Origin of the sequence: Polaribacter sp. (assembly GCF_965660385.1) — a bacterium.
GTDB lineage: Bacteria > Bacteroidota > Bacteroidia > Flavobacteriales > Flavobacteriaceae > Polaribacter.
On the sequence record NZ_CBFHZT010000011.1, the window covers coordinates 13,787 to 39,573 of the forward strand.

Genomic DNA, 25,787 nt, shown 5'->3' on the forward strand with positions numbered 1-25,787 from the left:
CTAAGCAGATATATTGTTAATTTTTAATAATTTTGATTTGAAAGTGTTTTGTTTTAAATGCTGATAAAGATTTGCTACACCAATACAATATTTGCTAATACTGTATGGATTATGCCCTATGTTTTTTAAGGCCTTTACTACTGCAGATTTTCTATCGAATCTACTCTGCTTAAGTTCTACCACTACTATATTGTTGTATTTTTTTTCTTTATCGTTTACAGTATACGTTAAATTTAAATCGATGGTAACACGTTCGTTATCTTTTAAATTTACTAGTGTAATTCTATTAAAACTATTCCAAAGACTTGTGGTTAAGTTATAATTTTCTTCAGTAATTTCTGTGATGAATTCTTTAGATGAGTCAGACAATTCGGTTTCAAAATCATCTATTTGAATTCTAAATTTATTGGTTTCTCCTTTCCCATTTTTCTTTTTTATCTCTAAAAAAGTCAAATCAGAATCTACATATTTTCGTTGCCTTATTTTAGTTCTATTTACTCTTCCATTATGATGATCTAGATAAAACTTAAAGGAATTGGTATCTAAATAAAGGGAAGCATAATTCATGATTCTTCTTCCCTTTATTTCTAAAACTTTATGAGATGCTAATAGTTCTTTTAAAACTGTTGGTAAATTAGAAACATGAATAACATATTTGGTATCTGTTCTTTTCATTAAGGCAACACTATTCATCTCATCTAGTGAAATGGGTTTGAATTGATTAACAGTGTGCACTAGAGTAGTATCCAAAATTTGTTTCTTTACTTAAATAGTATTATTTCTTCACTATTTTTTTAGTCATAGATTTACCATCCGTAAAAACTTTAACCATATAAATACCTTTAGCAAAATTGCTTACATCTACAGTAGCATCACTTTTATTTTCTGATGATGTATACATGGTTTGTCCGAAAATATTGTATACTAAAACTTGATCTATATTAGAATTTGAAGATATGTAAATTCTATTATTTACAGGATTAGGATAAATATCGATATTGTTTTCAGTGGAAGCAAAATCTTTTGCAGATAATACGTTTTTATCAATAGCACTTACTGCTATATTATTCAAAATTACTTTTTTGCCATTATCTGCAGTCATATTTGTTCCTCCAAAACTTAACCTTACTTTAAAGTTTTCATTTTCATCTGCCATAGCCACATTAGAAAAATCAAATTCTTTTCGTTCGTAATCTACTGCAATAGCTTGCGTGCTATTGGTTACCCAAGAAGCTCCATCCCAATATGATGCAGTTATACTATTTGCAGCACCATCAGAACTGATAGCAACAGAGACTTTTACATCTTCGTAGCCTACTGTAGAAAATTCTAACTCTAAAGAGTTTTCAGAACCACCTGATTGAAAAGGTTGCTTAATTTGTAAACCTCTCATTATTTGTGGTGCAAAAGGAATATCGTTATTTGCTAAACCTTGATAGTTTATTACTGTTGGTTCGTTTATACGTTCTAAAGAAGCTTTTCTCCAATTTGCATCAGTTGCATCAAATGGATACCCTGCAAGAGCGGAGTTATAATTCAATGTTGCAGTTGCATCATTTCTTGAATAAGTAGAATTTAAATTTTCTAATGGTAAATCATTCTCAATTTCATCATCTAATAACCAGAAGTATAATAAATGATCGTAATCTTCATCAGCTGTAAAAACAGCACGTATCTGCATATCATCTGTAGGAGTAATTGTAATTTTACTGCTAGTACTAGAAGATGCTCCTGTCCAATAAGAAAAGGTGTAACCAGGTCTTGGTTTAGCCTCTAATGTAATTGGAATGTTGCTAAAATACACACCAGTCCATGGATATGGCTTTTCATTTACACCAGGTGTTGAACCTTTAATATCAACCGTATTTAATGTAATATAACCTGCATTTGAATTAGAAACACTAAGATTTACATCAATCGTTTTTTCAATATCGAATAATTCATTTATTTGACCTCTAAAAATAGCAGGTCTTTCTTGAATCCAATCTAAAAGTCTAACTTTATCGCCATCTTCATAGAATCTTAATCTTGGAGAACGATTTCTATCTTCTTCTAAAAGTGGTGCTACTTCATCAAAAGTTGCATTTACAATAGCGTCAAATCTCTCTTTAGTAAATGCTGTGTTTAATAAATCTGCAGTACGATTGATGAATTTTACCTTAAACCCTTCATTATCAATTAGATTTGAAAATATATTACGTTGCCAACTGCTAGAATTTTGAGAAAAATCTTCTAACCAATTCAATCGACTAATCATTGCTGCTTCAAAATCCTGAGTATAAATACGAAACTTACCATCTCCAAACCCATCATTTACTGGATTTGTGGCTCTCCAAAATTTAATTTCATAACTATCCCCTTCAGAAAAGGTTTCTAGAGCAATATGATCTATATATGAATCTATATCTAAAACGTCTGCTACTTTTTGGTATTCAACATCAGACTTTAAATCATTATGCTTCAAATCTTTAAATAAATATCGTAATACCCTTTCAGGATTGCTATCACGATCGGTTGGTCCATCTTGTAATACACAAGATCCAACACAACTTACTATGGATACATTATCGCTGTCTAAACCAAAATTATTAGCAATATGGTGTACATCAAAACGATCTCTAAAAGCTGTGATTCCAAAATATTCACCATTTATAAAATTAACTGCTGTTTTAATTCTCATTACTCCATTAAAAAATGGTTGCATTAGCCTACTAAAAACCATGTCATTTGCAATTTGACCACCACTACCATTTCCACGCAGCATTAATCTTTTAAATGTATCGTTAAAAGGTTTTGGAGAGTTTGAAATTTGTTGATCGAAAATATTTAACTCAAATTCATTATCCTCATCGTACTCACTTCTAGCATATAGTCTTAAATTTTTAATAATATCTGCTCTTGATGTGTTACCATGAATTCTTACACCTGCATCTTGGTTTAAAATCGATTCTAATTTTTCGTTAAATACTTGAACATGTACTTCTCGTTCCCATTCTCTACCATCTTGTCCATAATTACTAAACTGTGCATTACCTGGCTGATTACCATTTGGCTCTGCAGTTCTCCAATCGTCAAAAGTTTTACCTGAGGTGTAAATACCTTTTTCATAACCAAATAAATTTTCTTCATATGTGGTTAAAGATAATATTGGAACATTATAAGGGTTCCCTTCTGACCAAACAAAATAATTTCGAGTTCTTGTTCTAGATCCTTTACCATTTAAAAAAACTTTAGCTCTTAAAACTGTGCCTTTTCTTACTTTAACTGGTGGTATATAAATGTCTGCAGAAACCGTATTTTTTCTTGCCAATATGTCTTCATCGTTAGAACGATCTCTTATTTCAATAGGACTAGAATATGAAAATGATTGATAGTTTTGAAGTAACATTTCTCCAAAAGCTTCGTTTATTTCGTAAGGATAATCGTTTTTATATTGAAAGCTAGAGCCATTTAAATTATTAATATCTGGTTCAGAACCATCTAAGGTATATACAATTGTTGCGCCTTGAATATCTGTAGATAATGATAAATTAAAACTATCTGCATATAAACCTGATGTGTGCGAAAAAGTAGGTGGCTCTAAAGAAGTTGTAGAACCGCTTTCTACATTAGATACTCCTGGTGTTGGCGTATCAAAAAAGAACCAAGCTCCAGTTCCATCTGGTTGTCTACCATAAGAGGTATCTTCAGCCAAATTTACAGAAGGTCCACCACTAATTAACAATCCATCTCCGTTTGTTAAAAGTAAGGTTTCACCTCCTGCCCCAATTTTAAAATTGGTATGTAGCTCACTCCCTGCATTGCTGCGATCTTTACCAGATGCAAACACTATAATATATTGATCAGGGTTAATAGTTACTGATGGAAAAACCCATTTGTAAGGCAAAGCTCTATCATCAGATAAGCCAAAACCGGACAAATTAACAGCGACCGAACCATAATTATAAATTTCAATCCAATCTTGACTGCTTGAATCTTCATCCTCTAATCCTGTAACGTTTGATGAAATCAACTCGTTTATTGCTATTTTTTCTGGATTTGCGCTTGAAGCTCCTGAATTATTTGCTTTTGGTGTTGGTGTTTCCAGAAAGGTCCAGTTTCCATTACCATTTGGAATTCTACCATAAGATTTATCTGTAGCTAAGGCAACTGCTGGTGATTCGCTAATTTTTGTACCTGAAGCATTTGATAAAATAATAGCTTCACCACCTGATTTTATTTTAAAATTTGTATGTAATTTATCTTTTTCTGCAACCCTATTTTTGTCTGATGCCCAAACAATAATATATTCTTTTGCAGCTAATTCTATATTTGGAAATACCCATTTAGAAGGATTATCTATTTGATCAGACAACCCAAATCCGTTTAAATTTACTGTGGTAGTTCCATAATTATAAATTTCAATCCAATCTTCAAATTCCCCATCTTCGTCTGAAGTTGTTGTTTCGTTAGAAGACATAATTTCATTTATAGAAATGTCTTGAGCATAAGATTGGATAGAAAATAGAAAAAATAAAACTACTGTTTTGTAAAAGAACTTCACATTACATAAAGGATTAAATTGCCTTACTTTTGATGACATATTTTAGGGTTTTTGCGAGCAAATATAACTAATTAATTTTATAGGATTAATATAGTGTTATTAAAAGTTTAACTAACTATTAATTAACTAGCTGCTTGCATTTTAAAAGACAATGCAAAGGCAATTACACTAGTAACAATACCAATTACAAAAACAGTATAGGTAATTCTTAAAATTTTATATTTTCTATTTAAAACCAAACCTAAAAAATACAAATCTTTGGTTAATGAACTATACAAATAATCTCGGTCTTGCATCATTTCAGAAATACCCCATTCAAAATCTTTTAATTGCATTTGATGAAAGTTTCCAAAAAATAGTAAGTTTACTTTTTTATTGGCAACATCTTCTTTAGTAAACTTACCTTCAGTAACGTTTGGTCTAGTTGCCAGAATGGATAAAATCATAGAAACCACAGTAAAACACACAAAAATAATAGTGGGTACAAACAAATGCGTATTTGAAGGATTATCTAATTTTGGTAACAGATTAGATAACGCCAAAGAAACAATAATTGCATTTACAGAGAGTAATATATTTGCTTTAGTATCGGCTATATTACTCAAGGTCATGTGGTTTTTTAAAGCGACTCTAAACATGGTTTCTATACCACGTTCTGGCACCTCAAATTTATTTTTTTTAATTTTTAAAGCTTCTTGCTTTTGACTAAATTTTCTAAGATCTTCTTGTAAACTCTTTAAGTTTTTCATTAACTTAGAAAGATTTTTCTCTTTTCTTTTTGTCCAGTTTTTTAAGGCATGTGCCGTGTTAAAACGATGTTCAACAGAAAAAAAACGAATATTTTCTTTAAGCCAATCTTCATCAGAAACCTTTTTAAAACCTGTAAGTTCCCATTCTTTTCTTAGCAACGCATTGTAATCAAAAAAACTTTTTGAAGCCAAATGTCCACAATCTGCATCAGCAATAATTTTCTCTAAATCATTTTGAGGCTTATCATTCATTTTAGTAACTAAAATGAGTTTAGAAATAGCATCTATTCTTTGTTTTTCTATGTTTTTTTTCAATAAAAAATCAACAAGAATACGTACACTTTCTTCTTCATGATTTTCTGCTTTTACAGTAAAACCAGTATCGTGAAACCATGCCGCAATTTCTACATTTTCGGCATCTAATGCTGTAAGTTCTACATTTTCTATAAGTTCTTTTGTTTTTTCAACAACTCTTTGGGTATGTGCTAAATTATGATATACGTATTTGGTATCTAGTTGATTGCTTAGTAAGTCAAAAACAAATTTTTGTGCATCAGCAATTAATGTACTCATATAAGATTATTTTATAAATGAATCAAAAAAAACTACAAGGTAATCTAAGACTTCAATACTACTTTGTTAATTTTTGTCGTAATTTTATGTTTTACTTTCAATAAATTACAAATTAAGAATTATTTACAAAGTAACAAGGTATTTAATATTTAAAAACAAAAACAGCCTATGCTAACTTGGAAAGATGTAATGCATTTTACAACAAAAGGAAATCCAGAACCTGATAAGAGAGTTGAAAAAACAGCTGCTGAATGGAAAGCGCAACTAACCCCTGAGCAGTTTAGAATTACTAGACAAAAAGGTACTGAAAGACCACATAGTGGTGCTTTATGTAGCATTTATGATGAAGGCAAATACAATTGTGTTTGTTGCCATACACCCTTATTTGATTCTACCATAAAGTTTAGTTCTGGAACAGGATGGCCAAGTTTTACACAACCTATTGCAGAAAATGCTATTAAATATCACAAAGACACTTCTTTTGGAATGATCCGAGTTGAAGTGATGTGTAATACTTGCGATGCTCATTTAGGACATATTTTTCCTGATGGACCAGAACCTAGTGGTTTGCGGTATTGCATTAACTCAGAATCTATGGTTTTAAAAGAATCGTAATACAGATGATTAAAATTAATAGAAAAATAGGTTTCACCTATAATTAAATTATAAAAAATCCTCAAAAAAACAGCATTAGTTTTTTGAGGATTTCACATGAAAATTATTTTCTTTACAACCTATTTCCTGCTCTTTTTTTCCAAACTTCGTAGGCTTTTTTCGCTTCTAAAATTTCTTCTTTTGTTGCATTTGGTTTTGGAGGTGGAGGTGGAATTAATAATTGAGGAGCATTTACTTTTGCTTTCTCAGTTTCTGATAATTTTTCCTTATATATTTTTTCTAAATAGATAAGGTTCTCTTTTCTGTTTTTAGAGGTGGTTTTAATTCTATGAGCTAATCTTTGATAAGTAAATAACCAATCTGGCTTTGGAGGTGGTGGTAATTTAGCAAGCACTTCATCAATGTTTTTCACTGAATTTTGCTGTTCTTTTGACATTGATTTATAGATAGCTTTTAATTTAGTTACAGTCTTAACTTTTATCACTGTTTTCTTTTCAACTTCTAAAATCAACCTTTTGTATTCTTGCATTTCCTCTATGGATGCTTTTTTTTGTTCAGCACTACTTTTTAATTTGGTTTCATTTAGAAAAGGCTTATCATCAAAAAACTCACAAAAAACATCGCCCTTATAAAATACTTTTTTTACATAGTTTTCTGGTATTATCTCACTTGCATTTGCCTTTTTAGTAGAGATTTGTTTTCCGTTTTCATCAAATAACTTACCTTCTTTATTATAAAATTTGGTTTTGTTATTAACATTTACATAATACAATAGAATTCCATTAATCAATTTAAAACCTGTACTATTTGCACCTGCATTATGATAAATAATTTCTAAAGCATTTACATCTTTTAATTTTAAACGAATATCTATAATTGCTTCTTCATTATGGTTTTTATGAGGTTTGGGAGAATTTTTATCAATTGTAAAACTTTGCTTTGAACCATTGCTACTTGGATAATTGTATTTTTGTATAGGAGAATCTATATATTCTTTTTTTTGAGTTTGTTTTTTTCTTTGCTCTTTTATTTCAATAATTTTTAAATTTCCTTTTTGCTCCACTACTTCAACAACTTCTTCTAATTTCGAATTTTTATCTACTAATTCTTTAAAGTATTTATTGGTATAAACAGAAACTTGGTAATTTTGAGGAAATTTTTTACTTCTTGCATTTTTATGGACAAAACTTTCTGAATAATAACTAAAATCTGATTCTTTATAATTTTTTAAAATTGAATTTTCTTTAGATTTTCCATCAACCCAAATAGCATATTCATCTTTATTTTGCCATTTTTTTAATTGATTTCCACTTACTTTTCTTTTACTCAATGAAACGTCAGCAACTATATAATGAAATATGTTTTCTACAGATTTTCTTTGTTCATCAGACATCTTTCTATATGTAGACGTCATCCAAACAACATCTTTTTGCTTAATTATTTCTGAATTTTTAACTTTTTCAACTAAAACCTTATATTTTTCAAAATCGTTTTTAGAAATATTCTGTTTTTCTTCAACTATAGTTTCAACTGGTTCTTCTACTACTTCAATAATTTCTTGTGCTTCAACTCTTTGTGCAAAAAGGAAAACAAATCCTGTTAATAACGGAATTATAGCCAGTTTTTTTAATAAGATTTTTGTTGGGGAGCTTTGTGTTGTCATCATTTTTAATCTTTTTTTAGTTACTAAATAATTTAAATTACTGGCCAAGTAATATTCGTTTTTCCAAGCAGCTTTGTTTAGTAATAAATGCTGGTATTGAAAGGTGTTTTTATGTTGTGTAATAACAGTTTCATCTGCTAAAAATTCATGATTTAATTGTACTGCTTTTTTTAATAGAATAAAGAACGGATTAATCCAGAATAGTGCTTGTGTTAATTCTAAAAGCAGCACATCTATCGTATGTTTTTGAGTAACATGAGTTAACTCGTGTGTAAAAAGTTCTTTTTCAATATTAGCATTTTCATATTCAGATTTATTAATAAAAATGTATTTCCAAAACGTATGTGGTAGAATTGTATCATTTACTAATACCAAGTTTGCCTTTTTGTAGTTAACCTTTTCATTTCTCTTTATTTTAACTATCATTTTAAAAAGGTTTCTTCCAAAACGAATTAACAAAAGAGCAGAAATTAAGCAATAAACACCAATAATTATATGAACATAGTCTATGGGTTTATCTGTGCTAATTACAGTAGGTATTTCATTAGTAGGATAAAAATTTGTAGCAGTTTGTACAGTTTCTAAAACAACAGGAGTTACATCAGTATAAATAATATATAGAGGTACTAAAAACGAAAACAACAAACTACCTAATAGATAAAAACGATTGAAATTATGCATTTTTTCTTTCTCTAAGACAAAATGATAAAATGCCAAGAGTAACCCCAAACAAGTTGCTGATTTTAAAAGATATGTTATCATTTTTGATGTTTTTTAATTTGAGAATCTATTACCTTTTTTAACTCCTCTAATTCTTCAGTGGTTAAATTGGTTTCTTTTGTGAAAAACGATGCAAATTGACTCGCAGAATTATTGAAAAAATTTTTAATCAACCCGTTTACGTGATTCGAGAAATAATCCGATTTTTTGACAATAGGATAATATTCTCTCGATTTTCCAAATAATTTATAATCAATAAAACCCTTATCTTTTATTCTTTTTAGCAACGTAGCTACAGTTGTAGTTGCTGGTTTTGGCTCAGAAAAATCTTCTAAAAGTTCTTTTAAAAATGCTTTTTTACGTTTCCATAAATACTGCATTAATTGTTCTTCGGTTTTAGATAATTGCATAATTCGATTATTTTACTCTACAAACATAGAATAAATATTTCTATTCTACAAATGTAGAGGTGTAATTTATAATTGTTTTCCCTACTTTTGTTAGTGAACCAATAAAAAAGAAATGAAAAAAGGTATTGTAATACTATGTGCTGTTTTGCTATCCTCTTGTGCAACCAAAAAATTTAAAGAAAAATGGTTAGAGAAAAAAGCACCAGAAAGTTTTAAGGCTCGTTTTGAAACAACAAAGGGGAATTTTGATATTGAAGCGGTTAGAGCATGGTCTCCAAAAGGTGTAGATCGTTTGTATCAATTAATTAAAAATGAGTATTATCAAGATGTGGCTATTTTTAGAGTAGTACCAAATTTTGTTGCTCAATTTGGGATTCATAATGACTCTATAATTAACAAAGCTTGGCAAAAAAGAGGAATTGAAGACGAACCTGTGAATGAGAAAAATGCTAAAATGACCATCTCTTTTGCAAGAGGTGGTGTACAAACCAGATCGAATCAAATTTTTATCAATTTAAAAGACAATTATCGATTAGATAAATTAGATTATTCTGGTGTTAAAGGCTTTCCTGTTGTTGCAAAAGTGATTGATGGAGAGGAAAATGTTTTAAAATTTTATGGTGGTTATGGTGATGAATTAGGTCGTAAACAAGGCAAAATAGCTAAAGAAGGGAATGCATTTTTAAAAGAAAACTACCCAAAAGTAGATTATATTGTAAAAGCCTATATTTTAAAAAAATAAGCAAAAAAAAGGGGAATGATTTAAATATCTTTCCCCTTTTTTATAAATTTTTATCGTGTACAACTTTTTAAAAAAGACCGTTAATTTGTGCATCTATTCTATCAATAATGTACCCCAAATCTTCCTGGTTTGTTACAAAATCTAAGTTGTCTACATCAATCACTAACAGTTTTCCTTTGGTATATTTAGAAATCCAAGCTTCATAACGTTCATTTAACCTGCTTAAATAATCAATACTAATCGAGTTTTCGTAATCTCTGCCTCGTTTATGAATCTGACCTACCAAAGTTGAGATGTCTGCACGTAAATAAATTAACAAATCTGGTGGAGAAATCAGGTTTTCCATCAACTCAAAAAGAGAACTATAATTGCTATAATCTCTATTTGTCATTAGTCCCATTGCATGTAAATTAGGTGCAAAAATGTGTGCATCTTCATAAATGGTTCTGTCTTGAATTATACTTTTGCCTGTTTGTCTTAATTCTAAAATTTGACGAAAACGGCTGTTTAAAAAGTACACCTGTAAGTTAAAAGACCAACGCTCCATTTCTGCATAAAAATCATCTAAGTACGGATTTTCATCAACAGCCTCAAAATGAGGCTTCCATTTGTAATGTTTGGCTAAAAGTTTGGTAAGCGTGGTTTTGCCAGCACCAATGTTCCCTGCAATTGCAACATGCATAGTTGTAAAATTTCTAAAAGATTAAAAAAAAGGGGCAGTCAAAGGTACTAAAAAATATAAGGTATTATAAAAGCTAGCAAATTAATTTATAGCCAAAACCTCGAATATTTAAAATTTTAATATTGCTGTCTTTCTTTAATTTTTTTCTAAGCTTACTTATAAAAACATCCATACTTCGAGCATTAAAAAAATCGTCATTTCCCCAAAGTTTGTTCAAAATAAAAGTTCTGTCTAACACTTTATTTTTCTTCTCAAAAAGATAAAATAAAAGTTGTGCTTCTCTGTGTGTTAAATTTTCTGTGTGTGCAGCATAAGACAACGTTTGTTTTGTAAAATTAAAGAAATATTCCCCTATTTTAAGGGTTTCTACGTTGGTTTTTAATTGAATTCTGTTAAGTAACCCTTTGATTCTTACAATCAACTCTTCCATAGAAAATGGTTTTTTTAAGTAATCATTTCCACCATGGTTAAACCCTTCTACAACATCACTCACTTGAGATTTTGCAGTTAAGAAAATAATAGGAATTCTTTTATTTTCTGCCCTTATTTCTTGCGCTAAAGTAAAACCATCTTTTTTAGGCATCATAACATCTAAAACCAAAATATCTGGTTTTGCTGTTTTGTAAATCTCTAAGGCTTCTTCGCCATTTTCTGCATGAAACACTATAAAATCTCTAGTCTCTAAACTTTCTTTTACAATCATTCCTAAACTAACTTCATCTTCTGCTAAAAGTACCTTTATGTTATGCATTCGGTAATGTTATTTTAAATATGGTTTGATTTTTATGTGATGAAACCGAAATCGTACCACCATGTTTTTCTATGATTTTTTTACAATAATATAAACCGATTCCAAAGCCTTTTACATCGTGAGTATTGCCTTTTGGCACCCTGTAAAACTTATCGAATATTTTTTCTTGTTGATTTTTTTCAATTCCATTACCATCATCTGCAATCGTTATTTCTGTTGATTTTAAAATAGCATTGATATTTATTTCAATATGATTACCTCCATATTTAATGGCATTATCAATTAAATTAGAAATAACATTTTCAAAATGAAACACATCAACATTCAAATAAATGGGTTTTATGTTCGATGAAAAAATAAGTTCCTTGGTTTTACTAAGCAATTGATGTTTGTACACCAACTTTTCTGACAATGTTACCACATCTACAGTTTCCTTTTTCAGTAACAGTTGCTCACTATCTAAAGTGGCAGTTTCTAACAATTTTTCTACCATTTGATGTAATTTTTTTAATTGTACAGCAGACATTGCCAAATACCTTTGGGTTTTTTCCTTATCGTTAATTACATTAAAATTTTCTATAGCCTCAATAGCAGTAGATACTGTTGCAATAGGGGTTTTAAATTCGTGCGTAATATTGCTAATTAAATCGTTTTTAATGGCTGCCAATTCTTTTTGTTGATTGATGATTTTTAGCAAATAAAACAAACAAGTGATAATCAATAACGACAAGATAAGCGACAAAAATATACCTCCAAAACTTCGTTTTAATGCTTCAAAATTTGGATTGCTATAATACAATTTAAAAGCTTCAAAGTCTTTTAAATACGTTGATTTAGAAGTAACTGCAAAATTATTATTTACTAAAGTAGTGTCTTTTGTTTGCTTAAAAATAGTATCATTTTTTATGTGATGAAAGCTATATGATAAATCGATTCCTTTTTTTAGCAATTGATTATCAATTAAGGAATCTATTTTTTTGTAATCTACAGATTGATCTAAAAAAGAAATAAAAATTGGTTTTAAATTACCAATCAACTTTAAACTATCTGCAGCCGCTTTTCCTTTAAAATATCTTACTTCAGATTGTGTGCCATTTTTATTCAAATGAATCCCCTTTTTATCATCAATAAATTGAGTTACAGATTCAATCGTATCAATTTTATATTTGGCTTTAAGAATAGAATCTTTTGTTGTGTTAAACTCGGCCACAAACTTTTTTGTGTCCAACATTATAGAATCTATTTTTTCTTTTGATAAATTATCATCACTAGTAATTTTAATATTACTTAAGGTTACCTTAGGTTTTCCTATTTTCTTTGTATTTCTGCGTAACTTCTTAAAAATAGTATCAAAAGAATTGTCACTTGTAAATCGTAATTTCTTTGATTTGGTATCTGCATTAATAATGGTTAAAAAATTACTTTTTGCGAGTAGAGAGTAATACTCCTCTACAGCATTATCTAAACTTAATTGAATTTCGTTGGCAACTCTTTGTTTATTTTCTTCGTAATTTTTATAATTCCAAAAAAATTGCACCCCAATTGTAGCAATAATAGTTAGGCTTATTAAATAAAAAATCCATTTGTATTTTTGGGTATTCATAATGCAAATATAGTATCTAATTGCAATAAAAATAGCTGGTTAACACTCGTTAACATTCGTTAACCTAAATTACAAGATGTGGTTTGCATCTTTGCAATGATTATTAATTTAAACCATTTATTATGAAAAAATTACTTTTGTTATTTGCAGTTTTAACCTCATCATTTCATTTCGCTCAAGATAAAGACATCAATCAAGAAATTATAAAAGTAACTAAAATGTCGGTTGAAGTAGATAGTGCAGAAGAACTAGAAACGATAGACTGGAAAGATATTAAAGAAGTTTTTGCTCACAACACAAAAAACGAAGCTATAGAAATGAGTTTTTCATTACACTATCCTAAATCTAAAAACAAAATAAAAAGTGCTATTAAGGTTGGTGGAAAATCTAAAAACATAGATTCACTAATTGTAATAGCAAAAAAAGGAATTAAAGCAATTATAAAATTAGCAAACAACCATAAAAACTAAACAACATGAAAACCATTATTACATCATTAGTACTATTATTCTTTGTTACATTACATGCACAAAATTTTACAGGAAAAGCTACTTATAAAACAAGCAGAAAATCGAATGTAACATTTGGAGAAAATCAAAAAGGAATAAACGATAAAATGCAAGAAGAATTGCAAAAAAGGTTGCAGAAAATGAACCAAAAAACTTTCTTTTTAGAGTTTGATAAAACCTCCTCTATCTATAAACAAGAAGAAAAATTAAATGCACCAAACCCAAAAGCCAATGGAACAAGAATGGTTGTTATGAATTTGGGCGGTTCTGGCAAAGGAGGTATTTACTATAAGAACCTCAGAGAAAAACGTTTTGTGAATCAAACTGAGATTATGGGAAAAGGTTTTTTAGTAAAAGATGCTCTACCTGTGTATGATTGGAAAATGACAACCGAAACTAAAAATATAGGACAATATACCTGCTACAAAGCAACTTATACAGAAGAAGTAGAAAATAAGAAAATTAGCTTTGTTAATGGCGAAACTAAAGAAACTGTTACCAAAGAAACCAAAGTAACCAATGCTTGGTATACTTTACAAGTGCCTATTAGTAATGGACCTAAAGATTACCAAGGTTTACCAGGTTTAATTTTAGAAATAAATGATGGTAAAAATTTAATTGTATGTACAGAAATTGTGTTAAACCCAAGTAAAACTATTAAAATCGAAGAACCTGAAAAAGGTAAAGTGGTTACTCAAAAAAAGTTTGACGAAATACAGCAGCAAAAATCTAAAGAAATGATGGAGAAATTTAAAAGTAGAAATGGTGTAGATATTGGTGGTGGAATTAATATTAAAATGGGAGGTTAAAACATTGTGTTAAACTTTTGCCAACGTTGTTAAACTTTTAAGTTTTTTTTAAGTCTTACAGAATATTAATACAGGTACTTTTGCAAAAACTAAAAAAAATGAAATCATTACTTAGGCTGGTGTTTATACTAGCAACTATTACAACCTTTGCTCAGAAAGATTTTCAAGGTAAAGCAACTTATATGTCTAAAACTACTATTGATATGAGTATGTTTGGAGATAGAATGACTGAACAACAGAAACAGCAAAGGCTTGCTAGAATGAAAAACTTCTTAGAAAAAACCTTCACATTAAGTTTTAACAGAACTGAGTCTTCCTTTAAAGAAAATGTAAAATTAGATGCACCAGGTGCTTCATCTGGTCGTGGTTGGGGTGCTAGTAATGGTCAGGGTTCAATTTATAAAAACCTTAAAGACCATGAAATGATTGAAGATGTAGAGCAATTTAGCAAACGTTTTCTTATTGTTGAAAAAATGGAGCAACCAAAATGGCAGCTAGGTACAGAAACAAAAAAAATAGGTCAATACACCTGTTATAAAGCTACATTGACAACTGTAGATACCAAAATTGATTGGGGTAGTATTTTTAGAAGAGGAAGAAATCAAGAAAAGGATTCTACAAAAACTGAAGAAAAAAACGATATTAAACTATTACAAGTTACGGCTTGGTATACACCGCAAATTCCTGTAAGTTCAGGGCCAGAAAGCTATTGGGGTTTACCAGGTTTAATTTTAGAGTTAAATGCAGGAAGAACAACAATGTTATGTATAGAAATTGTCTTAAATCCAGAAGACGCAGTAGAAATTAAGAAACCTACCAAAGGAAAAGAAGTTAACAGAGAAGAATATAACCAAATCATCAAAGAAAAAACAGACGAACTTAAAGCCCGTTTTCAAAATAGAAGAAGAAGTGGTGGTCGATTTTAATAATTACCCAAAACTTTACTTTTTTAAACCAAACAAAATTAATTCAAATACATGAAAAGAATATTACTTATCACCATATTAATGGTGTCTTGGGTAGCTACTGCCCAAATTAAATTTACAGGAGTCGTAAAAGATTCTATTGGAGAACCTTTAGAAATGGCAAATGTTATTGCTTTAGATACTGTTGCAAAAAGCATTGCATCTTATGGTTTTACTGATGCTAAAGGTACTTTTAAATTAGATTTAAAGAAAAATACGGTATACAATATAAAGATTAGCTATGTTGGTTTTAAAGAAATTAGTGAGTTTGTAAAAACTAAAACTACAGACATTTCTAAAAACTACACCATGTTTGAAGATAACATGTTAGATGGTATTAATATTGTGGCTAAAATGCCTGTTACTGTTAAAGGAGATACCATTATTTATAATGCAGATTCTTTTAAAAATGGTTCTGAACGAAAACTAAAAGATGTTCTTGAAAAATTACCTGGTGTTGAAGTTAATGATGCTGGACAAATTGAAGTAGAGGGTAAAGCTGTAGAAAAAATTATGGTTGATGGTAAAGAATTTTTTAGTGGAGACACAAAATTAGCTACCGAAAATATTCCATCAAATGCGGTTGATAAAATTCAAGTTTTAAGAAATTATGGCGATGTTAATCAATTAAAAGGGGTACAAAATAACCAAGATCGTGTTGCTATAAATATCAAACTAAAAGAAGGTAAAAAGAATTTTTGGTTTGGAGATATTACTGCTGGTGGTGGAGATTCTCCAGATACAGGTCTCTATTTATTTCAACCCAAACTATTTTATTACACACCCAAATACACCATAAATGTTATTGGTGATGTAAATAATATGGGAGAAGTAGTAATTAGTAGAAGAGATGCCAGAAGTTTTGGTGGTACTTTTCAAAGTCAAAGCCCATCAAATGGTACCAACATTAACATTGCAGACGCTGGTATTGGTTTTTTAAATGCTGGTGCTAGAAATGCAAATAGAATTGAAACTCAATTATCTGCTGTAAACTTTAGTTACTCACCCAATAAAAAATTAGATTTAAGTGGATTTTTAATTTGGTCTGGTAATAGCAATGGCCAGAGAAACATCAACACTATAGATTATGTAGATCCTGCTACACCAGATGATGTTGTTGATAATACTACAAACCAAACAAGTAATACTGGTTTGTTTCGATTCAGCACTATTTACAAAAAAGATTTTAACAATCAATTAAATTACAACATTGCTGGTCGTTTTTCAAATGAATATAGAACAGACAATGTTACCTCACAAGTTTTAAGTGATATTACCGAAAATGAGAGTGCAACACCATTTACCATTAATCAAGATTTAAGCTATTTCTACACCGCTAGCGAAACCAGTATTTTTGCCTTAGAGGTTAAACATTTGTTGCAAGATGAAGATCCTTTTTACATTGCATCTTTAGAAAATGATCCAAATAATAATGATGATGCTAATAATGATGGTTTTGATGATGCAGCTGAAACTTTAGGACTAGATAGAAGTTTAACATATTACGATTTAGAACAAGACAGACGTGTAAAAACCAATCAATTAGATGCTAAGTTAGATTACTATTATATTTTGAATCAAAAAAGTAACTTGAATTTTGTTGCAGGTACAATTTTAAGTAATCAAAGTTTTAACTCAGAATTTTTCCAATTAGGAACTTCAAATTTACCAAATCCAAATATACCAGGTATAAATGATGAGCAAATAACAAACGATACCGAATACAAATTCACAGATATTTATGCAGGTTTAAGATACCGTTTAAAAACAGGAATATTTACAATAACTCCTGGGTTTACATTACACTCGTACAACTCTAACAACACACAATATGGTACAGAGTTTTTTAAAGATAGCTTTTTTAAAGTATTACCAGAGTTTGAAACTATTGCGCAATTTAAAAGAAGCGAAAGTTTAACCTTTACATATAAACAAGAGGTTAATTTTACTGATGTAAATCAAATTGCAAGAGGTATTGTAGCCAATAATTACAACTCGTTTTTTGCAGGGAATGCTGAGTTGTTAAATGCAAGTTTCCACAATGTATCATTATTCTATAGAAGCTTCAATTTGTTTAATAATAGTAGTGTATTTGCAAGGGTAAATTATACAAAAACTATGGATCAAGTAAATAGAAATACCATCTTTGAACCTGGTTCTGTAGTTTCTAGTAGTACCTCTATAAACTCACCATTAGATAACGAAAGATTTACAGCTTTTGCTAGTTTAAGTAAAACCATAAAAAAAATAACAGCAAGATTAGGTGGAAATTTTTCGTATAATAAAAGTTATCAATTTATCAATTCTTCAGAAAATACAAACGAAAATATCTCTAGAGGTATAAATACTAGAATTGGTACAAACTTTATAAAAGCACCAAATGTTAGTTTACGATACAATATTAATTTTAACGATCAAAGTAACAGTGCAAGAACTCAAGATGTAAAAACGGTAACACACACACCTTCAATTAATTTTGATGCTTACATTTGGAACTCTGTAACCCTTACCTCTGATTTTTCTTTTACAGATCAAAGACGAGATGGTGAAAGTATAAATACATTCAAAATTTTTAATGCAAAATTAGCCTACAGAAAAGATAGAGATGCAAAATTAGAATATGAGTTAATAGGTAGCAACTTATTAGCTACTGGTTCTCAAGCTTCTGTAAATCAAAGTATCGTAGCTTTTACAACCAACGAACGTTTTATTTTACCAAGATTTATCAGTTTAAGAGTTCGTTATCAACTGTAATGAATATTTAAATTTTACTTTTTAAAATGGCTCTTTTTAGAGCCATTTTTTGTTTAGTTTCTATATTTTTGTTGCATGAGTATTATTGCCTCAAAATCATCTTTATACACCACTTTTAGAAGTTTAGGTTTATTATACCTATTTTTTATTGTTGGTTTATTTTTAGACAGCTTTTACATGGTAGCAATAACAGAAAACGCACAGTTTTATGCAAATTTGTTAATGTTTACAGTATTTGCCATCACCATTTACAAGGTAAATAAGAGATTAAAAATTCAGATGCTATTTGCTGTTCTTATAGGTTTTGTTGGTGAATATCTTTTTTCAGTTTTATTGGGTATGTATACCTATCGATTAGAAAATGTACCACATTACATTCCTTTTGGCCATGCGTTTGTGTATTTGGCTGTTTTACTTTTTGCAAAAGCTGCTTCTATAAAAAAACATCACCTAAAAATTGAAAGATTTTTGGCCATATTTATCATCATTTATGCAAGTGTATTTCTAATTTTTAAAAACGATGTATTTGGTTTTGTAATGACCATTGCAACACTTTTAATTTTAAGAAACAAACCTAGAGAACGTTTGTTTTATTTAACCATGTACATTTCTGTAGCAGTTTTAGAAATTATAGGTACCTATTACAAATGCTGGTGGTGGCCAACTACGGCTTGGAATGTTATACCATTTTTACCCAGTTCTAACCCACCAAGTGGCATTAGCTTATTCTATTTTTTATTAGATTTAGGTACCTTGTGGTTGTATAAACAAACTCATAAAACAGCTTGGAGAAGAATGAAAAATATAAGAAAACTACGGTTACAAAGTATAAACTAAACCACAGTTCTTTACGTTATATCTCAAACAAAATCATTTATAAATGTCTATAAAAGTTACTTCAGTTACCAAAACCTACTCGTCTCAAAAAGCATTAAATGAGGTTTCTTTTACTGCAGATAAAGGGCAAATTATTGGTTTTTTAGGACCAAATGGTGCTGGAAAATCTACCATGATGAAAATCTTAACAGGCTTTATAAAACCAAATTCGGGTAAAGTTTTTGTTGATGAGATTGATGTACTACAAAATCCTTTAGAAGCTCAAAAAAATATTGGCTATTTACCAGAACATAACCCTTTGTATAGAGATATGTATGTGCGTGAATACTTGCAATTTCAAGCATCCATTTTTAACATCTCGACTGCACTCGATGTGACAGAAAAAGAGCAGATCGAAACTTGTATTCGTAGCGTTGGGCTGGAAGCAGAAGCACATAAAAAAATACAGCAATTGTCTAAAGGATATCAGCAAAGAGTAGGTTTGGCTGCTGCAATTTTACATAATCCGTCTGTGTTGATTTTAGATGAACCAACTACAGGTTTAGACCCAAATCAATTGGTAGAAATTAGAGCATTGATTAAAGAATTGGGTAAAGAAAAAACAGTGTTGTTTTCTACACACATTATGCAAGAAGTAGAGGCGATTTGTGATCGTGTAATTATTATAAAAAAAGGTGAAGTTTTAGTAGATAAAAAGTTAAAAGAACTCCAAAAAAACAATCAACAAGTTATAAAGGTAGTTTTTAATACTTCAATTGATGAGGATAAGTTACAACAAATTCCTTATTTGTTCTCTATTGATAAATTAGACAATACTTCTTGGAAATTATTTTTTAAAACCGAAGAAGATATGCGCTCTCAAATTTTTGACATTGCTCAAGAAAATGAGCTTAAAATTTTAGAATTGGCATCAGAAAATAAAAATTTAGAAAGTTTGTTTAGAGCGTTGACTTTACAATAAATTTCTCTACCTAAAAAATATAGACCTCGCAGGATTTAAAACCTGTGAGGTCTGAAAATAAATGAATTTAATTCAGGATATAGTAAAAAAAATGAGTGTCTTTCAACTCTGCTCAAGATAAATTTCACTCTTAACCTAAAGGAAACGCCTTAAAGCTTTTGATGCTGTAAATATTGATAAGCCTCTAACAAGGTTGGAAAAACCAATTGACTGCCAGCTTCTCTAAGTTCTTTTTCTGTGTATTGGGTTAAAATTCCAATAGGAATCATACCCGCTAATTTGGCAGCAGTTGTACCTGTTAAACTATCTTCAAAAACCCAAATATCTTTAAAATCAGCATTAACAAAACCTAAGGCATTGGCTAATTTTATGTAAGCTTCTGGTGCTGGTTTTGGTTTATCATAATCTTGAACCCCAAAAATGGTTGTAAAATTCAAAGCTAAATGATGAACACTATTTTTTAAAAATTGCTTGGTAGCATTACTTGCAATTCCGTAAGGTATTTTTTCTTCTGATAAAAAAGCTGTAATTTCTCGAACACCTGGTAATAATTCAGGAACCTTAAAGTACTTATCTAGATGGCTGTCTTTTAACAAATATAATTCTTCAGTTTGTGCTTGTTTATCAATTAGACTACAAAAATATTCAGCAATAATCAAAGGTGATTTTCCTGAATGAAATTTTGGAAAAGGTGCAATTTCTTCATTAAATAGTTCTTTGAAAGCCGATTTCCAAGCAGAAAAATGGCTTTCAAAGCTATTTACAATTACACCATCAAAGTCGAATAAAAATCCTTTAGGCAATTTCATTAACCAATTTTTTAGCAGCTACTAATTTAGTTAAATATGGATTCAAAAACTTGTTAGTTGGGTCTAATTTTTGTCTTACTTCTTTAAAATCTTCCCATTTTGGATATATTTTAGCAAGTTGAGCATCTTTAGCTGCAAATCGTTTGCCCCAATGTGGTCTTCCACCATGTTTTAAAAATATTTTTTCTACACTTTTAAAGGCTTCATACGTATCTGCGGTTGCTGCGTTTCTAGAAACACAACCCATGGTTACTGTATCTTGTTTGTAAGCATAACTTAACCAAGAGTTGTCCTTATACACAAAACGCACATCCATAGGAATATGAATAAATGATTTGTTGCTCCATTTGTTAATTTCTGTTTTTAACTCTTCAAAAACTTGTGGAAACTTATCTAAAGCAATGGTCCATTCTGCTAGTTCTAAAGTAGATCCTCTAGATTTCGTAACAGTTGCCTGATATAAACTTCCTTTGTGTTCTTTCTCTGAATTAAAAAATGCTTTAGCTATAATTTTATTTGCAATAGAGGTAATCCAAGGAAATTTATGAGAATATTTGTATAATATTTTAGAAACTGTTCTTCTATGTTTTAAATAACCTGGTCCTTTATTTTCAACAACTTCTTTGTTCGGATCGATTTTATCTCCTGTAATTACATATCCTGTATCTGTATGTGGCAACCATAAAATTCTTAAAAAATCGTGTTCTTTTAGTCTGCTTTTAATTTTAGGTAACCATTCTTTATCATTTTCAGGTTTTTCTTTTACATGTAAAATATATTCTGGCTCACATTGAAATGTAATTGTAGACATTACGCCTAACATTCCTAAAGAAACTCGTAAAGCATCCATTAATTCATCATCTTTGGTTACTGTTTTTACACTACCATCAGCAAGTACGAGTTTACACTCTATCATGTATTCAGACAATAATTTTCCGCTTGTTCCGTGAGTTCCTGTAGCCAAAGCACCACCAATCGTAATTGTATTAATGTCTGGCAAACAAGGTATACACCAACCAACAGATGCTACAGCTTCTAGTAATTCGCTTAAAATTAAACCAGACTGTACTGTTATTGTTTTGGCATTATAATCATAAGAAACAATTTTATTGTAACTTGTCATATCTATAAGCACATCTGTACCAGCTGCGATATCCGCAGATGACTGTTTGCTACCAAAAAAACGAATTTTTTCGTTGTTAGCTACAACTTCTTGAAGTTCTTCCTCTGTAGTAATATCATACTTTGTGGTGTAGTTGTACTTAAGGTTTTCATTCCAGCTAACCCAAGTTCCGTTGTTTTTTTGTTTCATGATTATTTAATTTGGTTAAACAAAATTACAGAATAAAAAGCGTTGCTAGTGTTTTATAAATGTTAAGAAAAACCAAAATCAACTTCTGCTAAAAAAAGAAATCAAATATTACGAATACAACAAAACTATTCTTTTAAAAAAAGAATGTGATACTTTTAAGTGATAAAAAAGGTTTTAAAGACTTTTAGTTTTAAAGAAAAAAATGATTTAATTCAACTTATACTTTATCTGCTGCCTTTGTAAAGTGGCCAAAAGTTCGTTTGTAATATGAATTTTTGTATTTCTACTAGGTAAACTTACTTCTATTTTTACTATTAAATATGTATAAAACTAAAAATTACTACAATTAATATCAACAACGACATCTTTTGACGTTCAATATTTTTACTTTTGATATAGTATTTAATATATATGAAAAATAAAAATAAATTATTCATTTTAAATAGTGTTTTTAATTCACCTTTTGCAATAAGCAAAACTAATTTATTAGAAATACTAAAAAACAATGATATTCAAATTTCAAAAAGAACTTTAGAGCGATATTTAAAAGAACTCATTGATCACTTTTTTATAGAATTCTCTAGAGATAAAAAAGGATACATAAAAAATACATTGCTGGATAATAACGAGTTAAATCTCTATGTTCAATATTTAAACATTAATGTTTTATCACAACAATTAATTCATTTTTCTGAAAACACTTTAAAGAATAAAAAGTTTATAATTTCTGAGAATATTGTTTTTAAAGGTATTGAATATATTGATAAGATATTATTATCACTTGATAAAAAATCAGAATTATCTTTTACATACAACAAACAGTATTCACAAAAAGAAAAAAGAGATGTAATTCCATTATTTCTGAAAGAATATCAAAAAAGATGGTATTTGTTGGCTTTAGATAAAAACAGAAATAACGAATTAAGAACTTTCGGTTTGGATAGGATAGAATACCTACAGATAAAAACAAATGTAAAGACTAAAATTAACACAGAACCTTATAGACAAGTTTTTAAAAATGTAATTGGTTTAGATTTAAGACCATCAAATTCAGATTTTCCTAAACCAATTAAAGTTTTATTGAAGGCTATAAATTTACAACCTCATTATTTTAAATCATTACCTTTTCATGAATCACAGAAAATATTAGAAGAAAAAGAGGATTTTACCATTTTTAAATATAAACTTCTAGTAAATTATGAACTGATACAAAACATAAATATGTATAGACCTTTTTTGGAAGTAATATCTCCAGAATGGTTAAAAGAAAGAGTTAATGAATAAAAGAATACAAAAATATATAATTTTTAGTAATTTGTTAGATAGTTTCTCTGAAATGAAAAAGAGTAATTATGATCAACAAAAATTAAACTTTAATACTATTTATAGTAGATTTTATAAAATTAAAGAAAAAACAGGATTAATTTTAAAAGACACTTCCTCAGAATTAAATATTTTCAATGTAATAAAAACCTCAGAGCTAATTCATAGTGAAATTTTAGCCGATTTTTTAAACCCTAAAGGATCTCATGGACAAGGTAAATTATTTTTAATCAAATTTTTGCAAAATTTAGGAATAGAGAATCCTCATATCGGAATTTGGAAAATTTCTGTAGAATTAAGGAATATAGATATATTATTGAAGAGGAACTTTCCAAAAACAATTGTAATAATTGAAAATAAATCAAATTGGGCTATAGACCAAAGCAATCAATTGTATAGATATTGGTATCAGGAAATGTTCAAAGAAATTAATAAAACAGATGCAGTTTTTTGGTCGAATAACAGCGATAAATACAAAATTCTATATTTATCACCTGATATAGAAAAAACACCCTCTGAAAACAGCAAAAGTAGACCTTCCTATCTACCTTCAAAATTACCAAATAAAATACCTTTAACAGTTAGTATTTGGAGTTACAACAAACAGATTGTAAAATGGTTAGAAAATTGTCTAAATGAGCTTCCAAAGGACAATCATAGAATAAAAGAATACGTAAAACAATATATAGAATTTTGGAATTAATACTAAAAAAATAATTATGAATAAAGAACTTGCTAAACAAAGCTTAAAGCTATTTGACACGCCAGAAAAATGGAATACATTCATCGAAATTAATAGATTGAAAGACGAGATGAGAAATCAAATTTTTTTAATAACAAAAAATAGACTGGTTAATTATTTTAATTCAAACCCTGTTGATGAGTGGTCTTTTAAAAGCTTTGGTCATTGTAACTGGGATTATAGATGGTTTTTAACTGATTACAAAGAAAACTCTGTTGGTATTTGGATGAATGGTGTGCAAGTTGGATTTTATTATGAAGGTGAAAAAAAAGAAAAAGTTTTAGAGTTGTTTAACAGTAAAAAATTTTCTGATTTGAAAAAATGTTTTAGACCAGATAATGATAATAATAATACTCTTTTTTATTGTGAATATGGCAACTTCAAATTCGATTCTCCTGATGATGAAAATTTTGATTTAGATTCTATAGCTGGTTATTTATTAAATAAACCTAATGAGTACATTAGTCAAGTAATTCAAAAAATAGATAACGTTAGAAAAAATACAGAATTTCTCAAATTAATTAAAAGTTTAAATCAGGAATTAAATGAATTATAATTAAAAATGAAACAATTATACGAAGTTAAAACAGATAAACACAAAACATATTTTGTTATGGCTCTAAGTTTCGATAATGCAAAAAATAAAGTAGAAGATTCAATTATCGAAAATAATACAGATAATATTTTAAAAGCAGATGGTTCCTTAAATAAAGAGTATGAAAACGAAAATGTTAAAGAAATAAAACTACTTGTTAGCAAACTAATAATTTAATTCTAAACGACAATATTTGACATGAACTGTTTTTACTTTTAACAAAAATACAATATATTGCAACAAGTTTAAACAGTTTAATTTTTGAATATCAATTAGAAGTAAATTATAATCCAGATAAGCTTACAAAATTATGCACTGGAATCTCTAAATTAGATTTTACCACTCAAGGATTTAAAAAAGGTAGCGTAACAATTTTTTCAGCAAGAAAAGGAAATGGTTTAATAGCTTTTAGAAATAATTTATTGCATGATTTAAATCTTAATACTTTATTGATTTCTCAAATTAAGAAACAAGAATTTTTGTATTCCTTTCTCTCTAGTAAAAGCGGTGTTTCAAAGACTAAATTAAAGTTTAAATTCTTTTTAGAGCACGAATTAAATCACTTAAATAATACTTTTAAGGAGACACAAAATTCTCCTATTTTTTTTAAGAAGAAAAAAAGAATCAATTTAAAATATTTAGAAGTTCTTTTAAATAAAAATACTGATTTAGATTGTGTAATATTAGAAGATTTAACATCTTTTGAAGAAAAAGAAGAAGTTTTATTCAAAGGACTTAAAAAAATAGCTAAAAAACACAATATTGTATTTGTCTGTTTCTTCGAATTAAAACGATTAGAAAATCATGAATCTTACTGCACTTTAAAACCAAAAATGAATGATTTTACAGACCAATACCCACTAAAATCTAATTTAAAACATATTGATAACATTGTTTTTTCTTGGAGACCAGAATATTATGGTATTGAAAGTTTTAAAAAGCCAAAAACATCTTCGGAGTCTAAAGGAGAAATTATTGTTTACAGAAAAGAACACAGTAAAAGGAGTTTTATAGTTTCTTTTAAAGGAGGCAACAATATGTTCAAAGATCTTAAAGATTATAATGAATTAAATTGGGTTGAGAAATTGAAAGCATTAAATACCTAAAAAGCAAACGGCCT

23 protein-coding genes are annotated in these 25,787 nt (G+C 28.9%); 13 read left to right on the plus strand and 10 right to left on the minus strand.

Annotation, left to right across the window (positions count from 1 at the left end):
- The 3 genes from ACTG3V_RS05160 to ACTG3V_RS05170 form a co-directional block, all read right to left on the minus strand.
- Positions 1–750, minus strand: a complete 750-nt coding sequence (locus tag ACTG3V_RS05160; RefSeq protein ID WP_439131072.1) for a polyphosphate polymerase domain-containing protein — start codon at positions 748–750, stop codon at positions 1–3.
- A 25-nt stretch (positions 751–775) separates the two neighbouring features.
- Entirely contained in the window at positions 776–4,582 is a 3,807-nt protein-coding gene (locus tag ACTG3V_RS05165) for a lamin tail domain-containing protein (RefSeq protein ID WP_439131073.1), read from the minus strand.
- Positions 4,583–4,665: 83 nt separating this feature from the next.
- The gene (locus ACTG3V_RS05170) at positions 4,666–5,865 is read right to left on the minus strand and encodes a Pycsar system effector family protein (RefSeq protein ID WP_439131074.1); all 1,200 of its coding nucleotides are present in this window, start codon (positions 5,863–5,865) and stop codon (positions 4,666–4,668) included.
- Between the two features lie 168 nt (positions 5,866–6,033).
- Here ACTG3V_RS05170 and msrB point away from each other — a divergent pair, with 168 nt between their 5' ends.
- On the plus strand, positions 6,034–6,480 hold the full coding sequence (msrB, locus tag ACTG3V_RS05175; RefSeq protein ID WP_439131075.1) for a peptide-methionine (R)-S-oxide reductase MsrB: 447 nt from the start codon (positions 6,034–6,036) through the stop codon (positions 6,478–6,480).
- 112 nt (positions 6,481–6,592) lie between these two features.
- Here the strand turns inward: msrB and ACTG3V_RS05180 are convergent, their stop codons facing one another.
- Positions 6,593–8,905, minus strand: coding sequence for a M56 family metallopeptidase (locus ACTG3V_RS05180; protein ID WP_439131076.1), 2,313 nt, complete (start codon positions 8,903–8,905; stop codon positions 6,593–6,595).
- Positions 8,902–9,273 (minus strand): BlaI/MecI/CopY family transcriptional regulator, encoded by a 372-nt coding sequence (locus ACTG3V_RS05185; protein WP_439131077.1) that lies wholly within the window; start codon positions 9,271–9,273, stop codon positions 8,902–8,904. Before ACTG3V_RS05185 ends, ACTG3V_RS05180 begins: the two co-directional genes overlap by 4 nt.
- Positions 9,274–9,385: 112 nt before the next feature.
- On the opposite strand from ACTG3V_RS05185, the gene ACTG3V_RS05190 reads away from it, so the two are divergent.
- Positions 9,386–10,015, plus strand: coding sequence for a peptidylprolyl isomerase (locus ACTG3V_RS05190; protein ID WP_439131078.1), 630 nt, complete (start codon positions 9,386–9,388; stop codon positions 10,013–10,015).
- A gap of 67 nt (positions 10,016–10,082) precedes the next feature.
- Here the strand turns inward: ACTG3V_RS05190 and ACTG3V_RS05195 are convergent, their stop codons facing one another.
- The 3 genes from ACTG3V_RS05195 to ACTG3V_RS05205 form a co-directional block, all read right to left on the minus strand.
- Complete coding sequence (locus ACTG3V_RS05195; protein WP_439131079.1) at positions 10,083–10,697, minus strand: deoxynucleoside kinase; 615 nt, start codon at positions 10,695–10,697, stop codon at positions 10,083–10,085.
- A gap of 73 nt (positions 10,698–10,770) precedes the next feature.
- Positions 10,771–11,448 (minus strand): response regulator transcription factor, encoded by a 678-nt coding sequence (locus ACTG3V_RS05200; protein ID WP_439131080.1) that lies wholly within the window; start codon positions 11,446–11,448, stop codon positions 10,771–10,773.
- Positions 11,441–13,051, minus strand: coding sequence for a sensor histidine kinase (locus ACTG3V_RS05205; RefSeq protein WP_439131081.1), 1,611 nt, complete (start codon positions 13,049–13,051; stop codon positions 11,441–11,443). Before ACTG3V_RS05205 ends, ACTG3V_RS05200 begins: the two co-directional genes overlap by 8 nt.
- A gap of 122 nt (positions 13,052–13,173) precedes the next feature.
- On the opposite strand from ACTG3V_RS05205, the gene ACTG3V_RS05210 reads away from it, so the two are divergent.
- From ACTG3V_RS05210 to gldA, 6 genes are all read left to right on the plus strand, one after another.
- Positions 13,174–13,521: a hypothetical protein gene (locus tag ACTG3V_RS05210; RefSeq protein WP_439131082.1), complete on the plus strand. Its 348-nt coding sequence runs from the start codon at positions 13,174–13,176 to the stop codon at positions 13,519–13,521.
- 5 nt (positions 13,522–13,526) lie between these two features.
- The gene (locus ACTG3V_RS05215; RefSeq protein WP_439131083.1) at positions 13,527–14,369 is read left to right on the plus strand and encodes a GLPGLI family protein; all 843 of its coding nucleotides are present in this window, start codon (positions 13,527–13,529) and stop codon (positions 14,367–14,369) included.
- Between the two features lie 98 nt (positions 14,370–14,467).
- Positions 14,468–15,295 (plus strand): GLPGLI family protein, encoded by an 828-nt coding sequence (locus ACTG3V_RS05220; protein ID WP_439131084.1) that lies wholly within the window; start codon positions 14,468–14,470, stop codon positions 15,293–15,295.
- Between the two features lie 51 nt (positions 15,296–15,346).
- Positions 15,347–18,088 (plus strand): carboxypeptidase-like regulatory domain-containing protein, encoded by a 2,742-nt coding sequence (locus ACTG3V_RS05225; protein ID WP_439131085.1) that lies wholly within the window; start codon positions 15,347–15,349, stop codon positions 18,086–18,088.
- A 75-nt stretch (positions 18,089–18,163) separates the two neighbouring features.
- Positions 18,164–18,925, plus strand: coding sequence for a hypothetical protein (locus ACTG3V_RS05230; RefSeq protein ID WP_439131086.1), 762 nt, complete (start codon positions 18,164–18,166; stop codon positions 18,923–18,925).
- Positions 18,926–18,968: 43 nt separating this feature from the next.
- Positions 18,969–19,886, plus strand: a complete 918-nt coding sequence (gene gldA, locus ACTG3V_RS05235) for a gliding motility-associated ABC transporter ATP-binding subunit GldA (RefSeq protein WP_439131087.1) — start codon at positions 18,969–18,971, stop codon at positions 19,884–19,886.
- Positions 19,887–20,035: 149 nt separating this feature from the next.
- Here the strand turns inward: gldA and ACTG3V_RS05240 are convergent, their stop codons facing one another.
- A complete protein-coding gene (locus ACTG3V_RS05240; protein WP_439131088.1) occupies positions 20,036–20,695 on the minus strand; it encodes an HAD family hydrolase in 660 nt (219 codons plus the stop codon).
- Complete coding sequence (locus tag ACTG3V_RS05245) at positions 20,682–22,007, minus strand: D-arabinono-1,4-lactone oxidase (protein WP_439131089.1); 1,326 nt, start codon at positions 22,005–22,007, stop codon at positions 20,682–20,684. The genes ACTG3V_RS05240 and ACTG3V_RS05245 overlap by 14 nt, the downstream gene beginning before the upstream one ends.
- A 411-nt stretch (positions 22,008–22,418) precedes the next feature.
- Here ACTG3V_RS05245 and ACTG3V_RS05250 point away from each other — a divergent pair, with 411 nt between their 5' ends.
- The 5 genes from ACTG3V_RS05250 to ACTG3V_RS05270 all read left to right on the plus strand — a co-directional run bounded on the left by ACTG3V_RS05250 (position 22,419) and on the right by ACTG3V_RS05270 (position 25,773).
- Positions 22,419–23,291: a WYL domain-containing protein gene (locus tag ACTG3V_RS05250; RefSeq protein WP_439131090.1), complete on the plus strand. Its 873-nt coding sequence runs from the start codon at positions 22,419–22,421 to the stop codon at positions 23,289–23,291.
- Positions 23,284–24,033, plus strand: coding sequence for a PD-(D/E)XK nuclease family protein (locus ACTG3V_RS05255; RefSeq protein ID WP_439131091.1), 750 nt, complete (start codon positions 23,284–23,286; stop codon positions 24,031–24,033). The genes ACTG3V_RS05250 and ACTG3V_RS05255 overlap by 8 nt, the downstream gene beginning before the upstream one ends.
- A 16-nt stretch (positions 24,034–24,049) precedes the next feature.
- Positions 24,050–24,628 (plus strand): hypothetical protein, encoded by a 579-nt coding sequence (locus ACTG3V_RS05260; protein WP_439131092.1) that lies wholly within the window; start codon positions 24,050–24,052, stop codon positions 24,626–24,628.
- Between the two features lie 6 nt (positions 24,629–24,634).
- Positions 24,635–24,844 (plus strand): hypothetical protein, encoded by a 210-nt coding sequence (locus tag ACTG3V_RS05265; RefSeq protein WP_439131093.1) that lies wholly within the window; start codon positions 24,635–24,637, stop codon positions 24,842–24,844.
- Between the two features lie 143 nt (positions 24,845–24,987).
- Positions 24,988–25,773 (plus strand): DnaB-like helicase C-terminal domain-containing protein, encoded by a 786-nt coding sequence (locus ACTG3V_RS05270; RefSeq protein WP_439131130.1) that lies wholly within the window; start codon positions 24,988–24,990, stop codon positions 25,771–25,773.
- Positions 25,774–25,787 lie beyond the last annotated feature (14 nt).

Coding starts and splice junctions, on each gene's coding strand:
- ACTG3V_RS05165 (WP_439131073.1), bottom strand. CDS start 4,582: ATGTCATCAAAAGTAAGGCAATTTAATCCTTTATGTAATGTGAAGTTC.
- ACTG3V_RS05170 (WP_439131074.1), bottom strand. CDS start 5,865: ATGAGTACATTAATTGCTGATGCACAAAAATTTGTTTTTGACTTACTA.
- msrB (WP_439131075.1), top strand. CDS start 6,034: ATGCTAACTTGGAAAGATGTAATGCATTTTACAACAAAAGGAAATCCA.
- ACTG3V_RS05180 (WP_439131076.1), bottom strand. CDS start 8,905: ATGATAACATATCTTTTAAAATCAGCAACTTGTTTGGGGTTACTCTTG.
- ACTG3V_RS05185 (WP_439131077.1), bottom strand. CDS start 9,273: ATGCAATTATCTAAAACCGAAGAACAATTAATGCAGTATTTATGGAAA.
- ACTG3V_RS05190 (WP_439131078.1), top strand. CDS start 9,386: ATGAAAAAAGGTATTGTAATACTATGTGCTGTTTTGCTATCCTCTTGT.
- ACTG3V_RS05195 (WP_439131079.1), bottom strand. CDS start 10,697: ATGCATGTTGCAATTGCAGGGAACATTGGTGCTGGCAAAACCACGCTT.
- ACTG3V_RS05200 (WP_439131080.1), bottom strand. CDS start 11,448: ATGCATAACATAAAGGTACTTTTAGCAGAAGATGAAGTTAGTTTAGGA.
- ACTG3V_RS05205 (WP_439131081.1), bottom strand. CDS start 13,051: ATGAATACCCAAAAATACAAATGGATTTTTTATTTAATAAGCCTAACT.
- ACTG3V_RS05210 (WP_439131082.1), top strand. CDS start 13,174: ATGAAAAAATTACTTTTGTTATTTGCAGTTTTAACCTCATCATTTCAT.
- ACTG3V_RS05215 (WP_439131083.1), top strand. CDS start 13,527: ATGAAAACCATTATTACATCATTAGTACTATTATTCTTTGTTACATTA.
- ACTG3V_RS05220 (WP_439131084.1), top strand. CDS start 14,468: ATGAAATCATTACTTAGGCTGGTGTTTATACTAGCAACTATTACAACC.
- ACTG3V_RS05225 (WP_439131085.1), top strand. CDS start 15,347: ATGAAAAGAATATTACTTATCACCATATTAATGGTGTCTTGGGTAGCT.
- ACTG3V_RS05230 (WP_439131086.1), top strand. CDS start 18,164: ATGAGTATTATTGCCTCAAAATCATCTTTATACACCACTTTTAGAAGT.
- gldA (WP_439131087.1), top strand. CDS start 18,969: ATGTCTATAAAAGTTACTTCAGTTACCAAAACCTACTCGTCTCAAAAA.
- ACTG3V_RS05240 (WP_439131088.1), bottom strand. CDS start 20,695: ATGAAATTGCCTAAAGGATTTTTATTCGACTTTGATGGTGTAATTGTA.
- ACTG3V_RS05245 (WP_439131089.1), bottom strand. CDS start 22,007: ATGAAACAAAAAAACAACGGAACTTGGGTTAGCTGGAATGAAAACCTT.
- ACTG3V_RS05250 (WP_439131090.1), top strand. CDS start 22,419: ATGAAAAATAAAAATAAATTATTCATTTTAAATAGTGTTTTTAATTCA.
- ACTG3V_RS05255 (WP_439131091.1), top strand. CDS start 23,284: ATGAATAAAAGAATACAAAAATATATAATTTTTAGTAATTTGTTAGAT.
- ACTG3V_RS05260 (WP_439131092.1), top strand. CDS start 24,050: ATGAATAAAGAACTTGCTAAACAAAGCTTAAAGCTATTTGACACGCCA.
- ACTG3V_RS05265 (WP_439131093.1), top strand. CDS start 24,635: ATGAAACAATTATACGAAGTTAAAACAGATAAACACAAAACATATTTT.